General features: G+C 65.0%; 19 protein-coding genes and 1 tRNA gene. 11 read left to right on the top strand and 9 right to left on the bottom strand.

Annotated features, from left to right (window positions below):
* Positions 1–8: 8 nt before the first annotated feature.
* The 7 genes from ACO2Q3_RS18960 to ACO2Q3_RS18930 all read left to right on the top strand — a co-directional run bounded on the left by ACO2Q3_RS18960 (position 9) and on the right by ACO2Q3_RS18930 (position 7,927).
* A complete protein-coding gene (locus ACO2Q3_RS18960; RefSeq protein ID WP_423309416.1) occupies positions 9–1,004 on the top strand; it encodes a phosphotransferase enzyme family protein in 996 nt (331 codons plus the stop codon).
* Positions 1,001–2,575 (top strand): AMP-binding protein, encoded by a 1,575-nt coding sequence (locus tag ACO2Q3_RS18955; RefSeq protein ID WP_423309414.1) that lies wholly within the window; start codon positions 1,001–1,003, stop codon positions 2,573–2,575. The genes ACO2Q3_RS18960 and ACO2Q3_RS18955 overlap by 4 nt, the downstream gene beginning before the upstream one ends.
* Positions 2,568–3,788 (top strand): MFS transporter, encoded by a 1,221-nt coding sequence (locus tag ACO2Q3_RS18950; protein ID WP_423309412.1) that lies wholly within the window; start codon positions 2,568–2,570, stop codon positions 3,786–3,788. Before ACO2Q3_RS18955 ends, ACO2Q3_RS18950 begins: the two co-directional genes overlap by 8 nt.
* Before the next feature lie 3 nt (positions 3,789–3,791).
* Positions 3,792–4,073, top strand: coding sequence for a phosphopantetheine-binding protein (locus ACO2Q3_RS18945; RefSeq protein ID WP_423309410.1), 282 nt, complete (start codon positions 3,792–3,794; stop codon positions 4,071–4,073).
* Between the two features lie 2 nt (positions 4,074–4,075).
* Positions 4,076–5,443: a glutamine synthetase family protein gene (locus tag ACO2Q3_RS18940; RefSeq protein WP_423309408.1), complete on the top strand. Its 1,368-nt coding sequence runs from the start codon at positions 4,076–4,078 to the stop codon at positions 5,441–5,443.
* Between the two features lie 57 nt (positions 5,444–5,500).
* Positions 5,501–6,334 (top strand): 2OG-Fe dioxygenase family protein, encoded by an 834-nt coding sequence (locus ACO2Q3_RS18935; RefSeq protein WP_423309406.1) that lies wholly within the window; start codon positions 5,501–5,503, stop codon positions 6,332–6,334.
* 171 nt (positions 6,335–6,505) lie between these two features.
* On the top strand, positions 6,506–7,927 hold the full coding sequence (locus ACO2Q3_RS18930; RefSeq protein ID WP_423309404.1) for a TolC family outer membrane protein: 1,422 nt from the start codon (positions 6,506–6,508) through the stop codon (positions 7,925–7,927).
* Positions 7,928–8,049: 122 nt separating this feature from the next.
* Here ACO2Q3_RS18930 and ACO2Q3_RS18925 read toward each other — a convergent pair whose 3' ends face one another.
* The 4 genes from ACO2Q3_RS18925 to ACO2Q3_RS18910 form a co-directional block, all read right to left on the bottom strand.
* Positions 8,050–8,436 (bottom strand): IS66 family transposase, encoded by a 387-nt coding sequence (locus ACO2Q3_RS18925; RefSeq protein WP_423309727.1) that lies wholly within the window; start codon positions 8,434–8,436, stop codon positions 8,050–8,052.
* Between the two features lie 455 nt (positions 8,437–8,891).
* Positions 8,892–9,014, bottom strand: a complete 123-nt coding sequence (gene tnpA / locus ACO2Q3_RS18920; RefSeq protein ID WP_423309725.1) for an IS66 family insertion sequence element accessory protein TnpA — start codon at positions 9,012–9,014, stop codon at positions 8,892–8,894.
* A 392-nt stretch (positions 9,015–9,406) separates the two neighbouring features.
* Entirely contained in the window at positions 9,407–9,847 is a 441-nt protein-coding gene (locus tag ACO2Q3_RS18915; RefSeq protein WP_423309402.1) for a MucR family transcriptional regulator, read from the bottom strand.
* Between the two features lie 257 nt (positions 9,848–10,104).
* A complete protein-coding gene (locus tag ACO2Q3_RS18910) occupies positions 10,105–10,323 on the bottom strand; it encodes a helix-turn-helix domain-containing protein (RefSeq protein ID WP_423309400.1) in 219 nt (72 codons plus the stop codon).
* Positions 10,324–10,471: 148 nt separating this feature from the next.
* Between ACO2Q3_RS18910 and ACO2Q3_RS18905 the strand changes: the two genes are divergently transcribed.
* Positions 10,472–10,975: a hypothetical protein gene (locus tag ACO2Q3_RS18905; RefSeq protein WP_423309398.1), complete on the top strand. Its 504-nt coding sequence runs from the start codon at positions 10,472–10,474 to the stop codon at positions 10,973–10,975.
* A gap of 671 nt (positions 10,976–11,646) precedes the next feature.
* Here the strand turns inward: ACO2Q3_RS18905 and ACO2Q3_RS18900 are convergent.
* From ACO2Q3_RS18900 to ACO2Q3_RS18890, 3 genes are all read right to left on the bottom strand, one after another.
* Complete coding sequence (locus tag ACO2Q3_RS18900; protein ID WP_423309396.1) at positions 11,647–12,681, bottom strand: IS110 family transposase; 1,035 nt, start codon at positions 12,679–12,681, stop codon at positions 11,647–11,649.
* 619 nt (positions 12,682–13,300) lie between these two features.
* Positions 13,301–13,377: transfer RNA gene (locus tag ACO2Q3_RS18895), tRNA-Arg, on the bottom strand.
* 88 nt (positions 13,378–13,465) lie between these two features.
* A complete protein-coding gene (locus tag ACO2Q3_RS18890; protein ID WP_423309394.1) occupies positions 13,466–14,788 on the bottom strand; it encodes an NCS2 family permease in 1,323 nt (440 codons plus the stop codon).
* A 137-nt stretch (positions 14,789–14,925) separates the two neighbouring features.
* Between ACO2Q3_RS18890 and ACO2Q3_RS18885 the strand changes: the two genes are divergently transcribed.
* Positions 14,926–15,840 carry a 5'-methylthioadenosine/S-adenosylhomocysteine nucleosidase gene (locus ACO2Q3_RS18885; protein WP_423309392.1) on the top strand — a complete coding sequence of 305 codons (915 nt, stop codon included), beginning with the start codon at positions 14,926–14,928 and terminating at the stop codon, positions 15,838–15,840.
* Between the two features lie 174 nt (positions 15,841–16,014).
* On the opposite strand, the gene ACO2Q3_RS18880 is transcribed toward ACO2Q3_RS18885, so the two are convergent.
* Together ACO2Q3_RS18880 and ACO2Q3_RS18875 are read right to left on the bottom strand one after the other, a co-directional pair.
* Positions 16,015–16,398, bottom strand: a complete 384-nt coding sequence (locus ACO2Q3_RS18880) for a hypothetical protein (RefSeq protein ID WP_423309390.1) — start codon at positions 16,396–16,398, stop codon at positions 16,015–16,017.
* Positions 16,399–16,420: 22 nt separating this feature from the next.
* Complete coding sequence (locus tag ACO2Q3_RS18875; RefSeq protein ID WP_423309388.1) at positions 16,421–17,377, bottom strand: ABC transporter ATP-binding protein; 957 nt, start codon at positions 17,375–17,377, stop codon at positions 16,421–16,423.
* Between the two features lie 147 nt (positions 17,378–17,524).
* Here ACO2Q3_RS18875 and ACO2Q3_RS18870 point away from each other — a divergent pair, with 147 nt between their 5' ends.
* Complete coding sequence (locus ACO2Q3_RS18870) at positions 17,525–17,800, top strand: zinc-finger domain-containing protein (protein ID WP_423309386.1); 276 nt, start codon at positions 17,525–17,527, stop codon at positions 17,798–17,800.
* A 29-nt stretch (positions 17,801–17,829) separates the two neighbouring features.
* Positions 17,830–18,765 (top strand): serine hydrolase, encoded by a 936-nt coding sequence (locus tag ACO2Q3_RS18865; RefSeq protein ID WP_423309384.1) that lies wholly within the window; start codon positions 17,830–17,832, stop codon positions 18,763–18,765.
* Positions 18,766–18,813 lie beyond the last annotated feature (48 nt).

Raw genomic sequence — 18,813 nt, 5'->3', positions numbered from 1 at the left:
GCGTAGCAATGGTCGAGAACGGGAAGCATAAGCCCGTGTACTCAACGCTCAGCGCGGCAAGTGTCGTAACGCAAATGGAGCGGGAATACGAATTGCACGGCCCTCTGGAGGCTACGCTTCTTCATAGGGGGTTTAGCGATACCTACCTTGTGTCAGCGAAGGCTGCGCGATACGTCGCGCGCGTTTCCCGGGCGAGGCGGCGCGATCTCCACGACGTCGGTTGGGAGGTAGAGCTGGTCGGTCAGCTGAAAGACGCCGGCGTGCCGGTGTGCGGGGTCTTGCCGACTAAGGCTGGGCGATGCGCTTCGCTGGTCGAGGCCGCCGAGGGAAATCGCCCGCTCGTGGTGTTTGAATGGCTCGGCGGCCTAGCCCCGATGCGCAACGAGGCTGATAGCAAAGCACAGGGGCGGACCCTCGCCTCGATCCATCGCGACGCGCGTCCGCCAGATTGCACCCCGAACTCGCATCGCTCTGACTCGTTGAGCCGGGTAGTCGGAAAAGCAAAGACGGCGATTGCAGCGCTTATTGGCGACAGCGATCAGCGAGTCTTTCTACTGGAATTTGGTGCTTGGCTAGAGCGAGAACTCTCCGAAATCGAGCCAACTCTTGAACTCGGCGTTCTCCATGGGGATTGTCACGGTGCCAACGCCCGGATCGATTCTATGGGTGTGGCGCACTTTTTCGATTTCGATGACGCCCGCCTCGGGCCGCTGATCTACGACCTAGCCGTATTTCGAAGCTACTGCGGGATCGCTCCGACGCTGGAACTGAGGGGCCTTTGGGGGCCGTTCCTTGAAGGCTACGCATCGGTTCGCATGGTCCCCGACCTATGGGCACTTCCGTACTGCGTCGCCGCTCGCCAGTTCTGGCTCTTCGGCGAGTATGCCCATGGTGCCAACGAAGGTGGGCGTGCTTGGGTCGAAGAGTGGCTGCCGCGACATTTGAAGTTTCTCGCAGCGTGGAGGGCGCGCGAATTGTCTGGCCAACGGAGCTGTGACCAATGAGCGCCACGCTAGCCGATCTTTTGTCACTTGGTCTGGCGTCTTCCCCGAACGCTGTCGCGCTTAGAGCATCGGACAAAAGCTGGACCTTCACCGAGCTAGACGGCTTTGCCAATGCAATCGCGTTGCGTCTCCGAACTCAGTACCGAGTCTCTCCTGGTGACCGAGTTGTTGTGCTTACGGAGAAGTCACCAGCGATTGTAGCGACCGCTCTGGCGGCTTGGCGATTGGGCGCGATATACGCGCCCGTTGACAGCGAAAATCCGGTAGACCGCCTTGGATATATCCTCGATCGGTTGGAGCCATCGGTCGTCGTCTCCAGCGCCCGAGTGCTCGCGCGCCCGGCGCTAGCCCGCTTTCGCGGAGCAAGCCTCGCGTACGAAAATCTTCCCAATGTGGATTCCGAGCGAGTTGAGCCGCGTGTGGAGCCGCACGACCTGGCAGCGATAGTCCACACTTCGGGATCGACCGGCATGCCTAAGGGGGTGATGCTATCGCATGCCAGTATAGTGAGCTATTTTCACAACCATAATAATTATCTACGGTTCCGGTTTGGCGATTGCACGCTAAATACAGCGCCGTTTCATTTTGATTTATCTCTGAACGATGCCGTCATGCCAATCTATTTCGGCGCGGCTGCAATGGTCGTGAGCGACGTACTGCTTCAGTCTCGATTTTTTAGCCTGGTCCAAAAAAATAGTATTACACACGTACTTGCAGCGTCGTCGATGCTGCGATTGGTATCGCGAAAGATTGAAGATGTTGATAAAATTGCTGGAAGTCACTTAAGACTGCTCGCGACCGGGGCGGAAGTCTGCCCCCCTAAACTAATCAACGAATGGCTCACAAGGGTGCCGGGCCTCCGGATTCTCTACGGGTACGGGCCCACGGAGTGTAACTCGTCTAGCCTCACACATGAGGTGACAAGCCCCGACCTGGGGAGAGTCCAGCCGTATCCGATAGGCAAGCCATTTGATGGTGTGTCAGCCCATTTGTTGGACGCGCGCGGGCACGCGATCGCCGATCAGGTTGCGACGGGCGTGCTCGCTCTTGGTGGTCCGCAACTGATGTGCGGCTATTGGCGGGATCCGGAAGCTACGGCCGCTGCGTTTGTCCAACTGCCGGATGGACCCCACTACGTCACCGGTGATCTTTGCCGGCGTGACGAGGCGGGCGACTACCACTTCCAGGGGCGGTCCGATACCCAAGTGAAGATTCGTGGCCGGAGAATGGATATCAACGAAGTCCGCGATGCACTTCATCGCATCGGGATCGTTCAGCACGCTGTTGTGGGCCTGGTCGGGAATGAAGACGATCCGCGTTTGGCCGCATTGCTGCAGCTAGACGAGCCCACTGAAGCTCATATCGCGGAGGTCCGCGGTGAGCTGGCCCGCTGGGCTCCACCATACATGACCCCGACGTATCTCTTCGCTGCAAGTCGGCTTCCAGCCACAGGAAGCGGAAAGCTCAACGAAGCGGAGGCGCTTCGACACGTGCGCATGAACGTAGAAGCGGATCCTTATCGACGCGACGCGGTCATCCACATTGCGGTTTCTGGAGCGTTCAATGGCTGACTTGGATAAGTCCCGAGCGAATGTGCGGGGCCTGGCAATCGCCTACCTTGTTGTGATTTTGGATGCGATTGGCTTCGCGATCCTCATTCCGGTGCTGCCGTTTGTAATGCTCCGCTTCGGGGCCGGGCCTGCAATGGTGACCCAACTCGTTGCAGTATACGGCTTCGCCGGGTTCTTTGGAAGTCCGGTCATTGGCTTCCTTAGTGATCGAATCGGTCGCCTTCGCGTAGTCCAACTTACGCTCCTCGCAAGTGCAATCGCTTACGCCGGCATGATTATTTCTTGGTCGCTTGCCGGAGTCTTGATCTTTCGGGCGATCACCGGCGCCTTCGTCGGGCGCGAAGCTGTTCTTCGCGCGCTCGTGACCGATGACGCGCCCGCTGAAAAACATGCACAGATTCTTGGAAACCTCACTGCCGCTGCTGCTCTTGGGTCCACGCTCGGCCCTCTCCTCGGCAGTGTCCCGGCTTGGCTGCTCGGCGCGGGGGATCACCATGCAGTGCTGCTAGGCACAATTGTGCTGCTGAACGTCGTTGCGTTCGTGGGCGCTTCGCTCGTCTTCGGGCGCGCTCACGCTGTCGGCGCGACTGTCATTGACGCGGGCCCAGCGTCGAGAGCGGATCGGCATCACGCGCTGAAGAAATTGGCTAAGCCTTTGGTTGTCCAAGTTTTGCTTTCCTATGCTTGGGGGGTGGTCCTATCAACAACGGCCCTTCTAGTTCACACGAAGTTCGGTTGGGCTGAAAAGGAAACGGGCTTACTCTTAGGTTTGGCAGCGGTGGCGATTGTTGCCGCGCGAATGTTCCTAATGCCGAGGCTCAACAAATGGCTTGGGTTGAGTGGAGCGAGCGCTGCTACATCCATCATTAGCGCCATTGCCCTAGTCGGCGTCGCGCTCGCTCGCGCGCCTTGGCTTTTCCTGCTGGCATACAGCACGCTAGTCCTCGCGCTCAATGTCGCGAATATGGCTCCGACCGTTATGATCACGATGGCAGTTCCTCGTGCAGAGCGTGGGTTCGCACTTGGGATCCGCCAGTCAATCTCTGCGGTCGCAACATTTGGTGGGGCGAGCGTAAACGGCCTGCTGTTCCAGTTTGTAGCCCCTTCTGCTCCTGGTCTGGCTGCGGCTGTGGCTGCCCTTGGGGCGGCGATCGCGTTGGGGGTATTCGGCAAGCGTGCCTCCCAGACGGCCGCCGCGACGAAGGCTGCGTAGGCAATGAGGCGCGACGAGTCTCTTAGCCTGGCCAGGCAGTGGGTTGCGGAAGCGGCCCCGGAAGACTTGGCTCGACGATCGCTTACCGGTGAACTCGACGGCTCATTGCTATTTACAACCGGTACATTGGATTCGCTGCGCTTTCTTGATGTGCTCGCTTCGCTTGAGGACAGCTTGGGAGCTGAGCTGCCGGACAGTGAGCTCACGCCCGAGAATTTCGACACGATAAGCGCTATTGCGGCTTTAGCTTATCGCTACGGCGCGAAGAAATCTCAAGAAGGTTGAGCATGGATATGACGTCGAATGTCGAAGAGCAGTTGAAGAATTCTGTCGCCGATACGCTAGTGCAATTTGGTCTCAGCGACGTTAATACCATCATCGTCGCGGCAACCGATATGCAGGGGAGGCTTGTTGGGAAGCGGCTCACCAGCAGCCATTTTAAAGAAGTTGGCCACACGGGCATCAACGCGTGCGACTACCTTCTAGCCGCCGACATTGAGATGACGCCGATACCTGGGTTTTCGGGCGCATCGTGGGATCGTGGTTACGGTGACATTGTTTTACGGCCTGATCTGTCGACGCTGCGTCCTGTGCCGTGGCTGGAAAAGACTGCCATTGTTCTTTGCGACATGGTTGACGAGGACGGCGATGACCTGCCGCAATCTCCTCGGACGGTTCTCAAGTGTCAGATCAACGCTCTTGAGGCCCTGGGCTATCGAGCCTTCGCCGGATCCGAGGTGGAGTTCTATCTCTTCGACGAGGACGACGGTGGAAATCTGCCGAGGCCCGTCGGCAAGTATAGCGAAGATTACCAGTTATACCCGACCTCTAGAGACGAGCCTTTGTTGGGCCGGGCAATGCGTATCTTAAATGAAATGCGCATTCCGGTTGAAGGCTGTAAAGGTGAGTGGGGTCCGGGGCAGGTTGAAGTAAATCTAGCGTTCGCGTCAGCGCTTGAGATGGCTGACCGGCATGTGCTCTACAAATTTGCGCTCAAGGACATTGCTCGCGCGCAAGGAAAGCGAGCAAGTTTCATGGCCAAATGGGCGGAGGACGCCGCCGGGAGCGGATTTCACGTACATCTCTCCCTAGAGGCGCTGCACTCGAAAGAGTCCGTATTCGCCAAGGCTCGCGAGGGCCGAGAAATGTCAGACGTGTTCAAGCAATTCTTGGCAGGCGAATTGGCGTTGGCGGCCCAATCGACGCTGTTCTTTGCGCCGAATATAAATTCCTATAAGCGCTTTCAAGCTGGGAGCTTTGCGCCGACTTCCATCGCTTGGGGAAGGGACAACCGAACAACCGGGTTTCGGGTGGTTGGACAAGGTGGTTCTCTTCGACTTGAGTGCAGAATACCAGGTGCGGATGCAAATCCTTACTTGACCTTCGCTGCACTAATTGGCGCGGGATTGTTCGGGGTGCGCCAATGCATGACTCTTGGGCCGCCTTGCGTGGGAAATTCTTACGAGAGCGCGAGCGTGAGGGTCCCGACTAGTCTCTCAGAAGCTGTGTCGCTGTGCGAAAAATCTCAGAACATGAGAGACATATTCACGAGCGACGTAATAGATCACTACGTGCACGCAGCGAATTGGGAGATCAAGCAGGCGTCGATCGCAGTAACCGATTGGGAAAGGCGTCGATATCTTGAGCGCGTGTAACGTGGATGGCGAGGCATTTACCTCAACGTCAAATAAATTGATGAAGAAGGAGATACGATGCGGCTCGAGATTTTGAATAGACCAGCAGCGAACGGCGTCGGTGGTGTTCTAAAAACAGCAGAGTTTTCCGGACAGGCTGTAAATATTGTTGGTGGCGCCGCGGTGTTTTCCCCGAAGCGCGCAATCAACATCACGGCGGAACGCCCGCTAGGCGTGGTCAAGGGAGATTTGGCGGGCTTGAGCGCTGCTATGCGAGCGGCCTTCTTCGATTTCTCCCAACTCTACTATGAGTTGCCAGCAGATCCCTATCTGCAAGATGGAGCTTCGTTTAGGCGGCGCTGCTTTAGCACCTACACGGTTACAGCCGATGTGGAAGAGTTGTCGGTGTCGCTGGATCCTCCAAGATCATATTTTCAGAGTGCCGAGATCAATCGCTATGCGGGCGGGATCTCGCGCGAGTTCGCGCCGATACCTGAGCGTTACGCTAACAATGAGTTTTTAGTCGCGGCAATTCGAAACAGCTTCCAGCTACTACCCGTGGAGATGAGGTCGTCGCACTCTGCGTGGGAGGCGGGGGTGCATCCTACGCGAATTGTGAGTGATGAAACACAGGTCGGATATGCGGCGCCCGAAGGTATACACCAAGATGGTCATTCATTTGCGACAATTATTCTAATCGCCCGAAACAACGTAGTCGGTGGGTCGTCCATCTTCGCGGATCTAGACAAAAGAATATTTTGGGATCGGCCGCTTCTGGATCCGCTGGATACAGTGATCTGGGAAGATAAATACTGTTTTCATGACGTGTCAGCAGTAGATATGGAGGATAAGAGTTGCGGCGCGTATCGGGACGTATTGGGGATTTCGTGGAACCCAAGTAGGCGCGGATAGCGCTGCCTGGATGTCCCATGGTGCGATGCTCGGCGGCAACGCAAAGTGTCGCTGTGGCCGCCGAGCGTCGTGAAGTTTATTCGAATCGGAGATTCTGTGACGGCCCGCAAGGTCTTCATGCTTTGCCTCTGTGCAATGGGCTCGATTGCGAGCGGGATGCCTGCTCGGTGCTTGGCCGAGACCCTGGGTGATGCGATCGCCCTGGCGTACCAGACCAATCCCACCTTGCAGGCCCAGCGCGCCAGCCAGCGGGCCCTGGACGAGACCTATGTGCAGGCGCGGACGGGCTTTCGGCCGACGGCCCAGGCCCAGGCCCAGATCAGCCGCCAGGTCACCAACCAGTTCGGCTCGTTCGACAACAATGTCGCCGGGGTCAGCCTCAGCGTCGACCAGCCGCTCTATACGGGCGGGCGCGTCTCCAGCCAGGTGTCGGCGGCCGAGGCCGACGTGATGGCGGGGCGCGAGACCCTGCGCCGCAGCGAGATCCAGATCCTGCAGCAGGTGGTGGGCGCCTATGTGGACGTGCGTCGCGACCAGCAGCGGCTGGCGATCAGCCAGGAGAACGTCGCGGTCCTGCAGCGGCAGCTGGAAGAATCCAAGGCCCGCTTCGACGCCGGCGAGGTGACCCGCACCGACGTCGCCCAGACCGAGGCGCGCCTGGCCGCGGCCCAGGCGTCGCTGGCGTCGTCCCAGGCGCAGCTGGCGATCAGCCGGTCCGGCTATGCCTCGATCGTCGGCCAGAACCCCCGCCAGCTCGCGCCCGAGCCACCGATCGCCAAGCTGATCCCGCCGACGGTGGACCAGGCTTTCGACGTCGCCGAGGGCGACAATCCGCTGATGCGCCAACAGGACTATACCGAACAGGGCAGCGCCGCCCGGGTGGCCGAGGCCAAGGCGCAGACCCGGCCCAGCGTCGACCTGCGCGGCACCTTCGGCTACGGCGGCCTGGGCTTCGGCACGGCCAGCCCCTTCGCCGACTATTCGCACAATATCCAGGGCTCGGCGGTGGTGACCATGCCGCTCTTCACCGGCGGCCAGACCCAGTCGCAGATCCGCCAGGCGGCCGAGCGCAACAACGCCGACCGGATCAACATCGAGGCCGCGCGCCGCCAGGTGCTGCTGGACGTCTCCCAGGCCTGGAACCAGCTCCTGGGCTCACGCGCCAACGTGCTTTCCAACGAGGAGCAGGTGAGGGCGGCCGGGGTGGCCTACGAGGGCATCAAGCAGGAAGAATCGGTGGGCCTGCGCACCACGCTCGATGTGCTGAACCAGGAACAGGAGCTGCGGAACGCAGAGCTGTCGCTGGTCAACGCCCGGCACGACGAATACGTCGCCGGCGCGGCGGTGCTGTCGGCCATGGGTGTGCTGAACGTGCGCGTGTTCGCCGCCGACGCGGCGCCCTACGACCCCAAGGCCAACTTCGACAAGGTGCGCCACAGCTTCGGCTGGACGCCCTGGGAGCCGGCGGTGGAGGCCCTGGATCACGTGGCCGCGCCGCGGGTGATCGAGCGGCCGGCGCCGTCGGCCCTAGGGCAGGTGATTCCCAGCGCGGCCGCCCCGGCTCAGGGCGCGGCGTCGGAGGAGAAGCCGTAGACTTGAGGGTGAGCTAGATACGGCCATCAGTAAGGAGGACGGTGGGGCCTTCGCAGCGGGGCCGGGCATGGCGCATGGCTTCGGCGAGGTGGCCGCGCGGCGGTGCGCGGACGAGCTGGTGCTCAAGCCAGACCTTGAGGGCGGCCGCAAGCGGGCGCGAGGCCCCCCGCCTGATGGCCTTGCGCAGGGCCGGCCGACTGGCGGCGCACCAGCGCGTCGACGGAATGCAGCTCGGCGATCCGGCGCAGCGCCTCGGCGGCGATTGGCGAGGTGATAGCTTGGCGGAGCTCGTAGCAATTGCGCCGGTTGTGCGCCGAGCGGGAGGCCAGGCGGATATCGCCGGCCGCGGTCGGTCGCTCGAAGCCGGTATAGCCGTCGACCTCCAGCACGCCATTTCGCGACGGCAGACGCGCCGCCAGTCTCTCACCGCGCCGGTCGGGTGCGAACAAGTAGACAGCCTCCGGAGGCTCGGGCCACCCCCGGGGCGGTCGTCGCGGGCGTAGACCCAGAGCCGGCCCCTCTTAGTGCGGCCACGGCCGCGATCGAGCGTCGGGCCGTCTCCCGCTTGCGGACGTATGCGCGCATGGCATCCGCATCGCTGGCGGGCGGCGCAAACACCACCGGCCCGCCGGCTATCTCTGCCGCCACTGCGTCGTTGGGTATGGTCAACGGGCCCGCGCCGGCTGGAACGGCTCCGGATGGCCTGGGCCCATCACCGACGAGCCGGACAGCGGCTAGGCGCACGCGCTGACCATGCCGTGGCGGCCGGCCACCACGATGATGGTGCCGCCGGTTCGACCGTCCACCGCGGTCGCGTAGGGCGCGGTCTCGGCCATTGCGCCAGTGCTTGTGCGACCGCCCCCACATGGACGCGCGTTCGGATGAACCAGCGCGCCAGTCTACGCCCAGCGGCTCCACGTCGAGCGGCGCCGCCACTCCGGCGGCGCCTTGGCGGGCGCAAAGGCTAATGTCGCAGGGCGTCAGCGTCGCCGATCCTCCGCAGCCAGGCGCCGAACGGTCTCTGTATGAGCTGATGCTCACGACAGTATGCCGAGCGCGACGGGCCGCTCAGCCGCCACGCCCCGATATGGACCGACGACTAGGTTCGCAGGCCTTTGTTCTAGTAGCGTTTCGACGGCATCGACCACCTCCCGGGTTGCCCGAGACGCCGACACCGTTCACCGCGCCAGATGAGAACAAGAGTTCAACAGCCAATCGCTCACGACTCTGAATTGCGAGGGCAAGATAAAGGGCCACGGCGCCAAACGCTCTGTCGACCCGAAAAAGCGTGTCTGCACATGGGTTTAGTCGAAGCGGAGCGGCGCCGCTACTTTTGAGGTGTGGCGCCGTGAGGATGCGCAATCCCTTATGGCGTAAGGAATTGAACGGCGCCCCGTAGTGGCGCGGCGTGCAATGGCGTAGGCGCGCCCGAGCGACTCGGCGCGCCGCCGATTGCACTACGAATGGATAGTGAGGCGCCTAGCTTTTCTTGCCGCGGGTCTTGGGTTTTGACGTCGGTTCGGCGCTGCGCTTCTTGGAGCCGAGGCCGGCGGCCTTCGCCAGTTCGGATCGCCTGGCGGCGTAGGCAGGCGCCGTCGTCGGGTAGTCCTTCGGCAGGCCCCACTTAGCCTTGTACTGCTCGACGGTCATGGCCCTGGTGGTCAGGTGGCGTTTGAGGGCTTGGTAGGTCTTGCCGTCCTCGAAGGAGACGATGCCCGCGGCGGTGACGCTCCTGCGGATCTGGGCCGGGGTCAGCTTCGTCGCCTGCTCTACGGCGTCTTGTTGGCCATCAGGGTTGGCGAGGGAGGCGTGGACCTCACGGATGAAGGCCGGCAGGTCGTCCACGGCGATCCTATTGCCTTCGACGTAGGCGGCGACGATGTCAGCCGTCAGAGCAATGAGTCTTGGATCTTCGGCCATCGTGGTAGCTCCCAGGTGTCCCTGATCCTTGTCTACAGGACCGCGTTCTGAGGGAAAGGCCACGGTGTCCCTTCAGGTTGGGGCCAGACAGCGCTCAGGCGGTCAAGGGCGGCTTCGCCGTCGCTGCGCGATGTCTGGCCGCCCCCAGGGTCGGCCAGCCTCCCTGGACCGCTTGAGCGCTGCCTGGCAAGGGCTTGGCATGCGCCTTAAGGCGCAGCCTGCCAGGGGGCAGGCGCTCGCCAACGGGAGTGGAAGGGCTAGGCGCGCAGACGCACGCCCGGGCCGCCGGTCGCGTCGGCGCTGATGAAGATGATGCCACCTTCCTCAAGGACCTGTTGAACGCGGTCCAGCGTTCGCGAATGCATACTGCCCTTGTCGGTCTCGAAGCGATGGATGGTTGAAGGCGCCACGTCGGCCAATGCGGCGAGTTGCCGGACGCCCATGCCAAGTGCGGTCCGGGCGAGTTTGATCTGCATAGGCGTGATCATCGATACCTCGTATTCAGATCACCGCACTACGTCTTGACATGATCGGAGCGGTGTGCGCACTATCCCGCACACTGTCCCAATTGACCACTGACCACCAGCTTGGTCAGCGCGCAAAGGCGCGCGGAGGTGCGATTGCATGCCTGTTTCCAAACCGGGGCGAAGCCGTGGAATTGCCCGCCGGACCCTCTTCGCGTCCCTGGCGATAGCCGCAACAACTGCACCCGCCGCCCAAGGGGCGGTGCTGGCCGAGTGCGCAGCTTGGCTTGCTCTGGAACTTGAGATTGATCGCCTCGCCGTGCGGTGGGCCGCACTCGAAGCTTTCGCAGCGCGGAATTCGCAATGGTTCAGCCTCACCCCTGAACAGCGCCTTGCGCTTCCGGGCGCGGCAGAAATGGCCGCGATCGACACCACGCTCGAAAGACTGTCCTCAGAGCGCGAGCGCCAGTTGGAGGCGCTGCATCGCCTGCGGTCGCGCACCCTGCACGACGTTGCGAGCAGGCTCGCCGTAGCGGCTCGGCTCATGCAGCACGAGGAGCATCCAGCCCAGCCGTTGGTCGACAAGTCTCTCCGGGAACTGGCGAGATTGAAGTGTCCGGGGTGCGGGATGCGATATCTTCCAGCTGATCTGGCGGCCCGCTAGTTTGAGAGCGTCTTCCGCTCTTGGCGCATTTCAGCCGCGGGCAGCGAGCGATGCCAGGGTAGACGGCCGCGGGATTGCGCCCTTCCATTTCAAGGCGCATCAGAACGTGCGGGCGCGTCGCCGATTTGTGACGCGCCTAGCCGTCGCCTGCGCTGTGCGTTTCCATGCCAGCTTGGCCCCCCGTCTCCCATAACTACCGACGCGCTTTGAGCGCATTTCCATGTGCGGGATGACATGCTGCCTTCCGGCAGCGCGGCAGCCCCTGGTCATTGGGTCCACCTTCCCGAACGCTAAGAACATCAATCGACGTCGAACGTCATTTCGTTGGTCTGCGTTTCGAGCGAGGGCATAGGCCTCAACGTGTCCAGGGCGGCCGATGGGACTGCGACCGCGGACGCCTGCAGTAGGCTCTGGAGGCCTCTCCGCCGCCTTGTCTCCCACTACGCCACACGCGTTGCATCGCAATAAGTGGCACGGGATGACGTGCCGCCCTTCGGCGGCGCGGCCCGGGACTGGTTGGCTCTGATCCCGATCCCGTCGAACGAGACTACGTCAATCGACCTTGAAGGTCATTCCGGGTCACAGCGTTTCGCGCGGGGGATGGATCTTCGCGTCGCCAGAAGGGGCCGATGGCGGAGCTGGCGCTTCAGCTTTTTGGTAGACGTCCAGCCCTATTCGGCCGCGGTTGTGTGCGCTCCCGGCGTGGCGTTGAAGTCGGTCCCGTCCAGCCACATGCGATGCAGGATCACGGCTATCTTTCGGGCGACAGCGACAACCACCTTGCCCGGCCTCATGCGCTTCCTGAGGCTGGCGGACCAACGATGGAGCGCGCTTTCTTCCGACGCTCGAATGTGTGAGGCCGCCATGAAGAGCAGGCTGCGGACCATGCCGTCCCCCCATTTCGAGATGCGGCCCTTTCTCACGGTCTCGCCGGACTGGCGAACGCGTGGCGTCAGACCAAAGTGGACGGCCACGCTGCGGGACCTGACAAAGCGGCGGGGGTCGTCGACGCTTGAGCGGAAGGCCAGGGCGGTCTGCTTTCCGACGCCGGGTACGGTCATCAGGCGCCGGCAGACGGGATCGGCCTGCGCGGCTGTGTTGATCTGCCGTTCAAGCACCTTGATCTGTTCGACGATGGCGTCCCTCGCCAGAAGCAGGGGCTCGACGGCGATCCAGCGGGCGTGACTGGACTCGCCTAGCGCCCGGACTCGGGCAGCGAAGCTTTGGTTGATGTAACGCGGCAGCTTCAGGCCGAGGCTTCGCAACAGAGCGCGGATCACGGTGTCGAGGTCGACCCGCTTCACCATCAGGGTTCGGCGCGCCACCAGCAGGGCGCGCTGGTCCTGGCTCTCACGGGACCTCGTATGAACCCCTTTGTAGGCGCCGACGCGCATCAGCTCTGCAATCCCCTGGGCGTCATTGCGGTCGGTCTTATGCCGCTGTGCGGACAGGACTGAGTGGGCGTGACGTGGATCGATCTGCAGCACGGGCAGCTTGGCTTTGATGAGGCCAGCGTAGAGCCAGGAGGCCATGTCGCCGGCCTCCATGCCGATGCGGCGATACCGCCATCCGCGGCCGCGGAGGAAGGCTACAAGGGCGAGGGGCGTGGTCTCGACCTCTGCACGCGCCACGACGGCGCCGTCGGCGTCCATCACGCAGACGGCGGTAGACTTTTTGCTGACATCCATTCCGACGAAATAGGCCATGGCGATCTCTCCTCTGCTGGCGCCATGGCGAGCATTGGTGAGCTGGTCTGCGTCAGGCTTGCGGCGAAGCCGTCCCACGAGTGCGTGAAGGCGTCAGCAATGCCGCTCGTCATCCTCCCGGGTGAAAGGTCAGCCTGCCGATCCCGAAGACCCGGATGACGAGGCGGGTGGCGCGGTGCCTTTGGGATGGCGGCGTCTTGTCGACATCAGGCGGAGCCGGAAAATGGACATCGGAAAGTGGGACCGTTGAGGCGGCGGCGGCGAAGATCGGCTTGGGGCTCATGGTACCGATGTGGGCGGCAACTGCACCGGCGGGAGGGGCGCCTAAGTTGCCGCTAAGGGCGGTGAATTTCCGCGCTAGCCCGAACGTCTGCTAGTGGCGCATCCATGACTTAGGCCGAGGTCTGGCGGCCATGCCCAGACGACTATTCGGGCGGCAACTTCCGCGATCTATAGCCAAGTTTAGCTGAGAGGACGGAAGCGTGGCTGCTTCCGATGTTGCTTCCGAGCCACGATTCTTAACGAAAAACTGCTCGAAAATGCGCTTTCGGCTGCTTCCGCAATGCTTCCGGGGCCCCATCGTTGAGCTGCGGGGGGTGAGCTAAGTTATTGAAATCGCTGGCGCACCCGACACGATTCGAACGTGTGACCTTTGCCTTCGGAGGGCAACGCTCTATCCAGCTGAGCTACGGGTGCATTGAGACGCCGGCGGAGCGGGGTTTCTAGACGAAGGCGGGGCCGGGCGCAAACGGTGTTGCGGGCGGCGGTCCGCCCGGGCGCCCGGTCAGGCGATGGCCAGGTAGGCGAAGCGGGCGATGAACAGGGCGGCGAGGGCGAACAGCAGCGCGTCCTCGCGCCCGGCCTTGCCGCGCAGCAGCTTCAGCGCCGCGAAGGCGGTGATGCCGAAGGCCAGGCCGTTGGCGATCGAGAAGGTCAGCGGGATGGTGATCAGGGTCAGGAACGCCGGGATGGCGACGCCGGGGTCCTCCCAGTCCACCTGGCCCAGCGGCGCCATCATCATCGCGCCCACCAGGATCAGGGCCGGGGCGGTGGCGGCGGTGGGGATCGCCTGCACCCAGGGGGCGACGAACAGGGTGGCCAGGAACAGAAGGCCGGTGACCACCGCGGTCAGGCCGGTGCGCCCGCCCTCGGCCACGCCCGAGGCGCTCTCGATGTAGCTGACCACGGTGGAGGTGCCGGCCAGGGCGCCGACCATGGTGGCGATGGAATCGGCGGTCAGCACCCGGTTCAGCCGCGGGATCTGGCCGTCGTCGTCCACCAGGCCGGCGCGCTTGGTCACCGCCACCTGGGTGCCGACGTTGTCGAACAGGTCGACGAACAGGAACACGAACAGGATCTCCAGCAGGCCGGCGGTGAAGCCCTTGCCGCCGCCGATCCCCAGCGCGCCCTTCACGTCCAGCTGGAACGCCGTCGCGGTCATGCCCGCCAGGGAATAGGGCTGGGGCGTGAAGTGGGCGAGGCCGATGATCCAGCCGGCCGCGGTGGCGACCAGGATGCCGATCAGGATCGCGCCCTTCACCCGCCAGGCCAGCAGGGCGGCGGTGATCACCAGGGTCAGCAGGGCCAGCAGGGCCGCGGGGCTGTGCAGGTCGCCGAGGGTGACGGCGGTGGCCGGGCTGGTGGCGACGATGCCGGCGTCCTTCAGGCCGATGAAGGCGATGAACAGGCCGACGCCCGCGGCCACCGCTGCGAACAGCGGCCGCGGGATCGCCTTGACGATCAGCTGGCGCACCCCGGCGACCGTGAGCAGCAGGAACACGGCCCCTGAGATGAACACGCAGCCCAGCGCCGTCTGCCAGGGCACGCCCATCTGCTTGACCACAGTGTAGGTGAAGTAGGCGTTCAGCCCCATGCCGGGGGCCAGCGCGATCGGATAGTTGGCCAGCAGGCCCATCAGCAGGCAGCCGACGCCCGCCGCCAGGCAGGTGGCCGCCGCCACGGCGGGGCCGGGCAGGCCGGCGTCGCCGAGGATCGCCGGGTTGACCAGCACGATATAGGCCATGGTCAGGAAGGTGGTGATCCCGGCCAGCACCTCGGTGCGCACGCTGGTCCCGTGGGCGGTCAGGCCGAAGAGGCGCTCTAGCAAAGGCGATGGTCCCCCGTTGAGGCGGCGATTGACACCCGATCGGGCGCCGGCCGGCAAGAGGCGTCTCGCCCGCAGGGCGCCGGTTGCCAGCTTCGCCGTTCCGCCGCACAGCTCGGCGCCCGATCTGAGGAGAGCGCATGCGGCCCCCCGTCCTGATGCTGATCATCGCCGTCCTGGTCGCGCCCCTGGCGGCCCGGGCCCAGACGCCGGCGGCCGATCCGACGCCGCGCATCGTGGTGATGTCGGCCTTCCCGCCGGAGATGACCCAGCTGCGCGCGGCGACCACCGATGCGCGCGAGGTGCGCGTGGCGGGCGTCAGCTTCGTCACCGGCACCCTGGAGGGCCGGCCGGTGGTGCTGGTGCTCAGCGGCATGTCGATGGTCAACGCCGCCATGACCACGCAGATGGCGCTGGACCATTTCCCCGTGCGGGCGATCGTGTTCTCCGGCATCGCCGGGGGCATCGACCCCGGGCTGTCGGTGGGCGACGTGGTGGCGCCGGACGCCTGGGCGGAATACCTCGACGGCGACTTCCTGCGGGCCGGCTCGGACGGCAGGTTCGCCGCCACGCGCGGGCATGTGCCCGCCTACGGCATGCTGGCGCCGCGGCCGGTGACGGTGGTCGCTCCCGACGGGACGGCGCGGCCGATGGACTGGCTGCCGGCCGACCCGGCGCTGCTGGCCGTGGCCCGGTCGATGCCCCGGGCCGAGCTGAAGCGCTGCGCCGAGGACGCGGCCGGCGGGGCCCACTGCCTGGGCGCGCCGCCGCGGCTGGTGGTCGGCGGCCACGGCCTGTCCGGACCGGTGTTCATGGACAACGCCGACTACCGCGCCGACGCCTTCGCCACCTTCCACGCCCAGGTGCTGGACATGGAGAGCGCGGCCGTCGCGCACGTGGCTTACGCCAACGCCACCCCGTTCATCGCCTTCCGCAGCCTGTCCGACCTCGCCGGCGGCGGGGCGGAGGACCAGGTGCGGGTATTCATGCGCCTGGCCTCGGACAATTCGGCCACCGTGGTGCGCGGCTTCCTGCGGGCGCTGCCGGCGCGGTAGCGGGGGCGGCGCGGCCCCTCACCTTCCCACGCCCTGACGGGCGCGGGCCTCTTCCTCTCCCTGCAGGGAGAGGAAGAAACAACGCGGCCCCACAGGCGAATTTCCTCTCCATCGAGGGAGAGGAAGGGGCCCGATCGCGCAGCGAGCGGGAAGGTGAGGGGCCGCGCCGCCCCGTCAGTAGTCGCCGTAGTCCTGGTCGGCGGCCGACAGCAGGACGCGGATCATCAGGCGCATCACCTCCACCGTGGTGGCGTAGGCCACATAGGCCGGCGCGGTGCGCGAGCGGATGCGCAGCCAGCGGCCGAACGGGCCGGCCTCGTCCAGGCGCGGGACGTCCAGGAACTGGTCGGTATCGCGCAGGGCGCCTTCGGCGGTGATCTGGTTGGCCCAGCCGGCGATGGCGTCGGCGAAGCTCTCGAAGCGCCAGAAGCCGTATTCGGCGTCGTCGGGCTCCTCGGGACGGAACACCGCCACCTCGTCCTCGGCCAGCGTCCACAGGGCGGACTGCTGCTCCAGCAGCAGCTCCAGGGCGCGCAGGACCTCCGGTGACTGGCTCATGAGGGGCTCTTCACGGCGGCGCTCAGTCCGCCGCCGCGGTCTCGGCCCGGCCGTAGGTCATGGCCACGAACACGTCCTCCAGGTCCGGGTCCTCGGTGCGCAGGTCCTTGATGTGCACGCCGGCGGCGCGGACCGCGGACAGCACCTGTTCCACGCCCGCCTCGGCGGTCTTGAAGTCCACCGCCAGGTCGCCGCCCGGCCGCAGCTTGGCCTGGTAGGGCGCCAGGTTCGGGGCCTCCAGCAGCGGCTGCTCGGGCGTCACCACCACGGTGCGGCTGTCCAGCCGGCGCAGCAGCTGGCTGGTGGGCTCGCACGTCACCACCTGGCCGCGGTTGACGATGGCGATGGTGTCGCAGAGCTGCTCGGCCTCCTCCAGATAGTGGGTGGTCAGCACGATGGTCACGCCCTGGCGGTTCAGCTCGCTGACATAGGCCCAGAGCTGGCGGCGCAGCTCGACGTCGACCCCGGCGGTGGGCTCGTCCAGGATCAGCACCGGCGGGCGGTGCACCATGGCCTTGGCCACCATCAGGCGCCGCTTCATGCCCCCCGACAGCTGGCGCACATAGGCGCTGGCCTTGTCGGCCAGGCCCAGGGCGGCCAGCAGCTCGTCGGAGTGACGTTCTTTGGCCGGCACGCCGTAGAGACCGGCCTGCACCTCCAGCGACTCGCGCGGGGTGAAGAACGGGTCGGCGGCGATCTCCTGCGGCACCACGCCGATGGCGGCGCGGGCGTCGCGGGTCTGGGTGTCGATGTCGCGGCCCCAGATCTTCACCTGGCCGCGGGTCTTCTTGGTCAGGCCCGACAGGATGTTGATGAAGGTCGACTTGCCGGCGCCGTTCGGACCCAGCAGGCCGAAGATCGAGCCGCGGGGAATCTTCAGGTCGATGCCCTTCAGGGCGTCCATCGCCGGCGCGGTCTTGCTGGCCGGATAGGTCTTGTAGAGGCCGGTCGCCTCGATGGCGTAGTCGGGCAGGTCCATGCGGGTCCGATCTCGGAAGGGTCTCGGGTGGTCTCGGGCAGGCAAACGGCCGCGGTCGCGTCGATTGACGCCGCGCGGGCCTGTCGCATACCTAGGGCGCATGCGCGGCCGCGCCAAGGCCGCCCGTCGATCTCCTGGGGAAATACCATGGCCGATGCGCCGAAGGCCGAAGACAAGCCCGCCTCGCCGGGCGCCGCGACCACCCTTCCGGCCCCGGAAGTGATCACCGTGCGCTCCCGGCGCGTGGCCTGCGACGGCGTCGGCGGCGCGCTCGGCCATCCGCGGGTCTGGCTGGAGATGGGCGAGGCCGATTTCGTCGAGTGCCTGTACTGCGACCGCCGCTTCGTCCTGGCGCACGGTGTCGAAGGCGAGGAAAGCGAACGCCTGGCCCCCGGCGTGTACGAAGGCTCGCACGGACACTGAGGCCTCGCATCCCTTCTGGGGATGATCTGATGTCTGAGATAGATAGGGTCGCCGCCGACTTCGGCTGGCGCTTTGCCGCCCTGGACTGTCGCCTCGGCCTGCAGGTCGTCGCCCTGGACAGCGGCCGGACGCTGACGTGGAACGCCGATGCACGCTTCGCCATGGCCTCGGTGTTCAAGGTACTGGTGGCGCTGGAGCTGTTCACCCACGTCGAGGCGGGGACACTGAACGCCGCCGAGGCGTTGACGATCACGCCGGCGATGGCGACGGCCGGCCCAACGCGCCTGTCGAGTCTCACCCATCCGGTGACGCTTTCGCTCGCGGAACTGTGCCGCCAGATGCTTTCGATCAGCGACAACACCGCTGGCGACGTGCTGCTGGCCAAGGTCGGAACGGAGCGGGTGAACGCGCGGGCGAGGGCGGCCGGTTGCCGCGATACCGTCGTGCGCGGGACCTTCCAGGCGATGCTGGACGAGGTGGCCGGCGAGCTTGGCTTTGCCGACTACGCCCAGCTGGTCCTGGCCCGCGAGGGGGCGCTGGGCCCAGAGGCGTGTCGCCGCGCCGGCCTGGAGCATTGGGGCTTCGACACCTGTTCCGGGCTCGATCCGGCGCGCGCCGCGCACACCACCGCGGCCGACATGGCCGGATTGATGGTCGGCGTCTGGCGCGGCGAGGCGGCGACACCGGCGGCGTGCGCGCGGCTGCGCAACGGCATGGCCGCCCAGATGACGACGCGCGTGCGCCCGGCGCTGGCCGGCGCCCAGGCCTTCGCGTCCAAGACCGGCAGCCTGTTCGGCCGCATCCGTCACGAGGTCGGGCTGGTCGACGACGCCGACGGGCGGTCGTTCGCTTTCGCGGTCCTGACCCAGGCCGAGGTTCCGGTTGCCGGCGGCGAGCGGATCGAGGCGCAGATGGGGACGGCCCTGGCGGCGGCGCTTGCGGCGCTGGGGGCGCGACTGACGTAGAGGTTGCGACACACTTGCATTAAGTCGGATGGGCCGAGGACAGGCGGA

This window comes from Caulobacter sp. KR2-114 (assembly GCF_049446115.1).
In the GTDB taxonomy this organism is placed as follows: Bacteria; Pseudomonadota; Alphaproteobacteria; order Caulobacterales; family Caulobacteraceae; genus Acaudatibacter.
The sequence above is the reverse complement of the archived record's forward strand: the minus strand, read 5'-3'. Positions and strand labels throughout refer to the sequence as shown.

What these genes read in the sequence shown, in the direction of transcription:
- ACO2Q3_RS18900 (WP_423309396.1), bottom strand. Translation starts at nt 12,681, where the DNA reads ATGGCCTATTTCGTCGGAATGGATGTCAGCAAAAAGTCTACCGCCGTC.
- ACO2Q3_RS18910 (WP_423309400.1), bottom strand. Translation starts at nt 10,323, where the DNA reads ATGCAGATCAAACTCGCCCGGACCGCACTTGGCATGGGCGTCCGGCAA.
- ACO2Q3_RS18875 (WP_423309388.1), bottom strand. Translation starts at nt 17,377, where the DNA reads ATGGACCTGCCCGACTACGCCATCGAGGCGACCGGCCTCTACAAGACC.
- ACO2Q3_RS18945 (WP_423309410.1), top strand. Translation starts at nt 3,792, where the DNA reads ATGAGGCGCGACGAGTCTCTTAGCCTGGCCAGGCAGTGGGTTGCGGAA.
- ACO2Q3_RS18880 (WP_423309390.1), bottom strand. Translation starts at nt 16,398, where the DNA reads ATGAGCCAGTCACCGGAGGTCCTGCGCGCCCTGGAGCTGCTGCTGGAG.
- ACO2Q3_RS18865 (WP_423309384.1), top strand. Translation starts at nt 17,830, where the DNA reads ATGTCTGAGATAGATAGGGTCGCCGCCGACTTCGGCTGGCGCTTTGCC.
- ACO2Q3_RS18955 (WP_423309414.1), top strand. Translation starts at nt 1,001, where the DNA reads ATGAGCGCCACGCTAGCCGATCTTTTGTCACTTGGTCTGGCGTCTTCC.
- ACO2Q3_RS18870 (WP_423309386.1), top strand. Translation starts at nt 17,525, where the DNA reads ATGGCCGATGCGCCGAAGGCCGAAGACAAGCCCGCCTCGCCGGGCGCC.
- ACO2Q3_RS18935 (WP_423309406.1), top strand. Translation starts at nt 5,501, where the DNA reads ATGCGGCTCGAGATTTTGAATAGACCAGCAGCGAACGGCGTCGGTGGT.
- ACO2Q3_RS18905 (WP_423309398.1), top strand. Translation starts at nt 10,472, where the DNA reads ATGCCTGTTTCCAAACCGGGGCGAAGCCGTGGAATTGCCCGCCGGACC.
- ACO2Q3_RS18915 (WP_423309402.1), bottom strand. Translation starts at nt 9,847, where the DNA reads ATGGCCGAAGATCCAAGACTCATTGCTCTGACGGCTGACATCGTCGCC.
- ACO2Q3_RS18885 (WP_423309392.1), top strand. Translation starts at nt 14,926, where the DNA reads ATGCGGCCCCCCGTCCTGATGCTGATCATCGCCGTCCTGGTCGCGCCC.
- ACO2Q3_RS18960 (WP_423309416.1), top strand. Translation starts at nt 9, where the DNA reads ATGGTCGAGAACGGGAAGCATAAGCCCGTGTACTCAACGCTCAGCGCG.
- ACO2Q3_RS18950 (WP_423309412.1), top strand. Translation starts at nt 2,568, where the DNA reads ATGGCTGACTTGGATAAGTCCCGAGCGAATGTGCGGGGCCTGGCAATC.
- ACO2Q3_RS18940 (WP_423309408.1), top strand. Translation starts at nt 4,076, where the DNA reads ATGGATATGACGTCGAATGTCGAAGAGCAGTTGAAGAATTCTGTCGCC.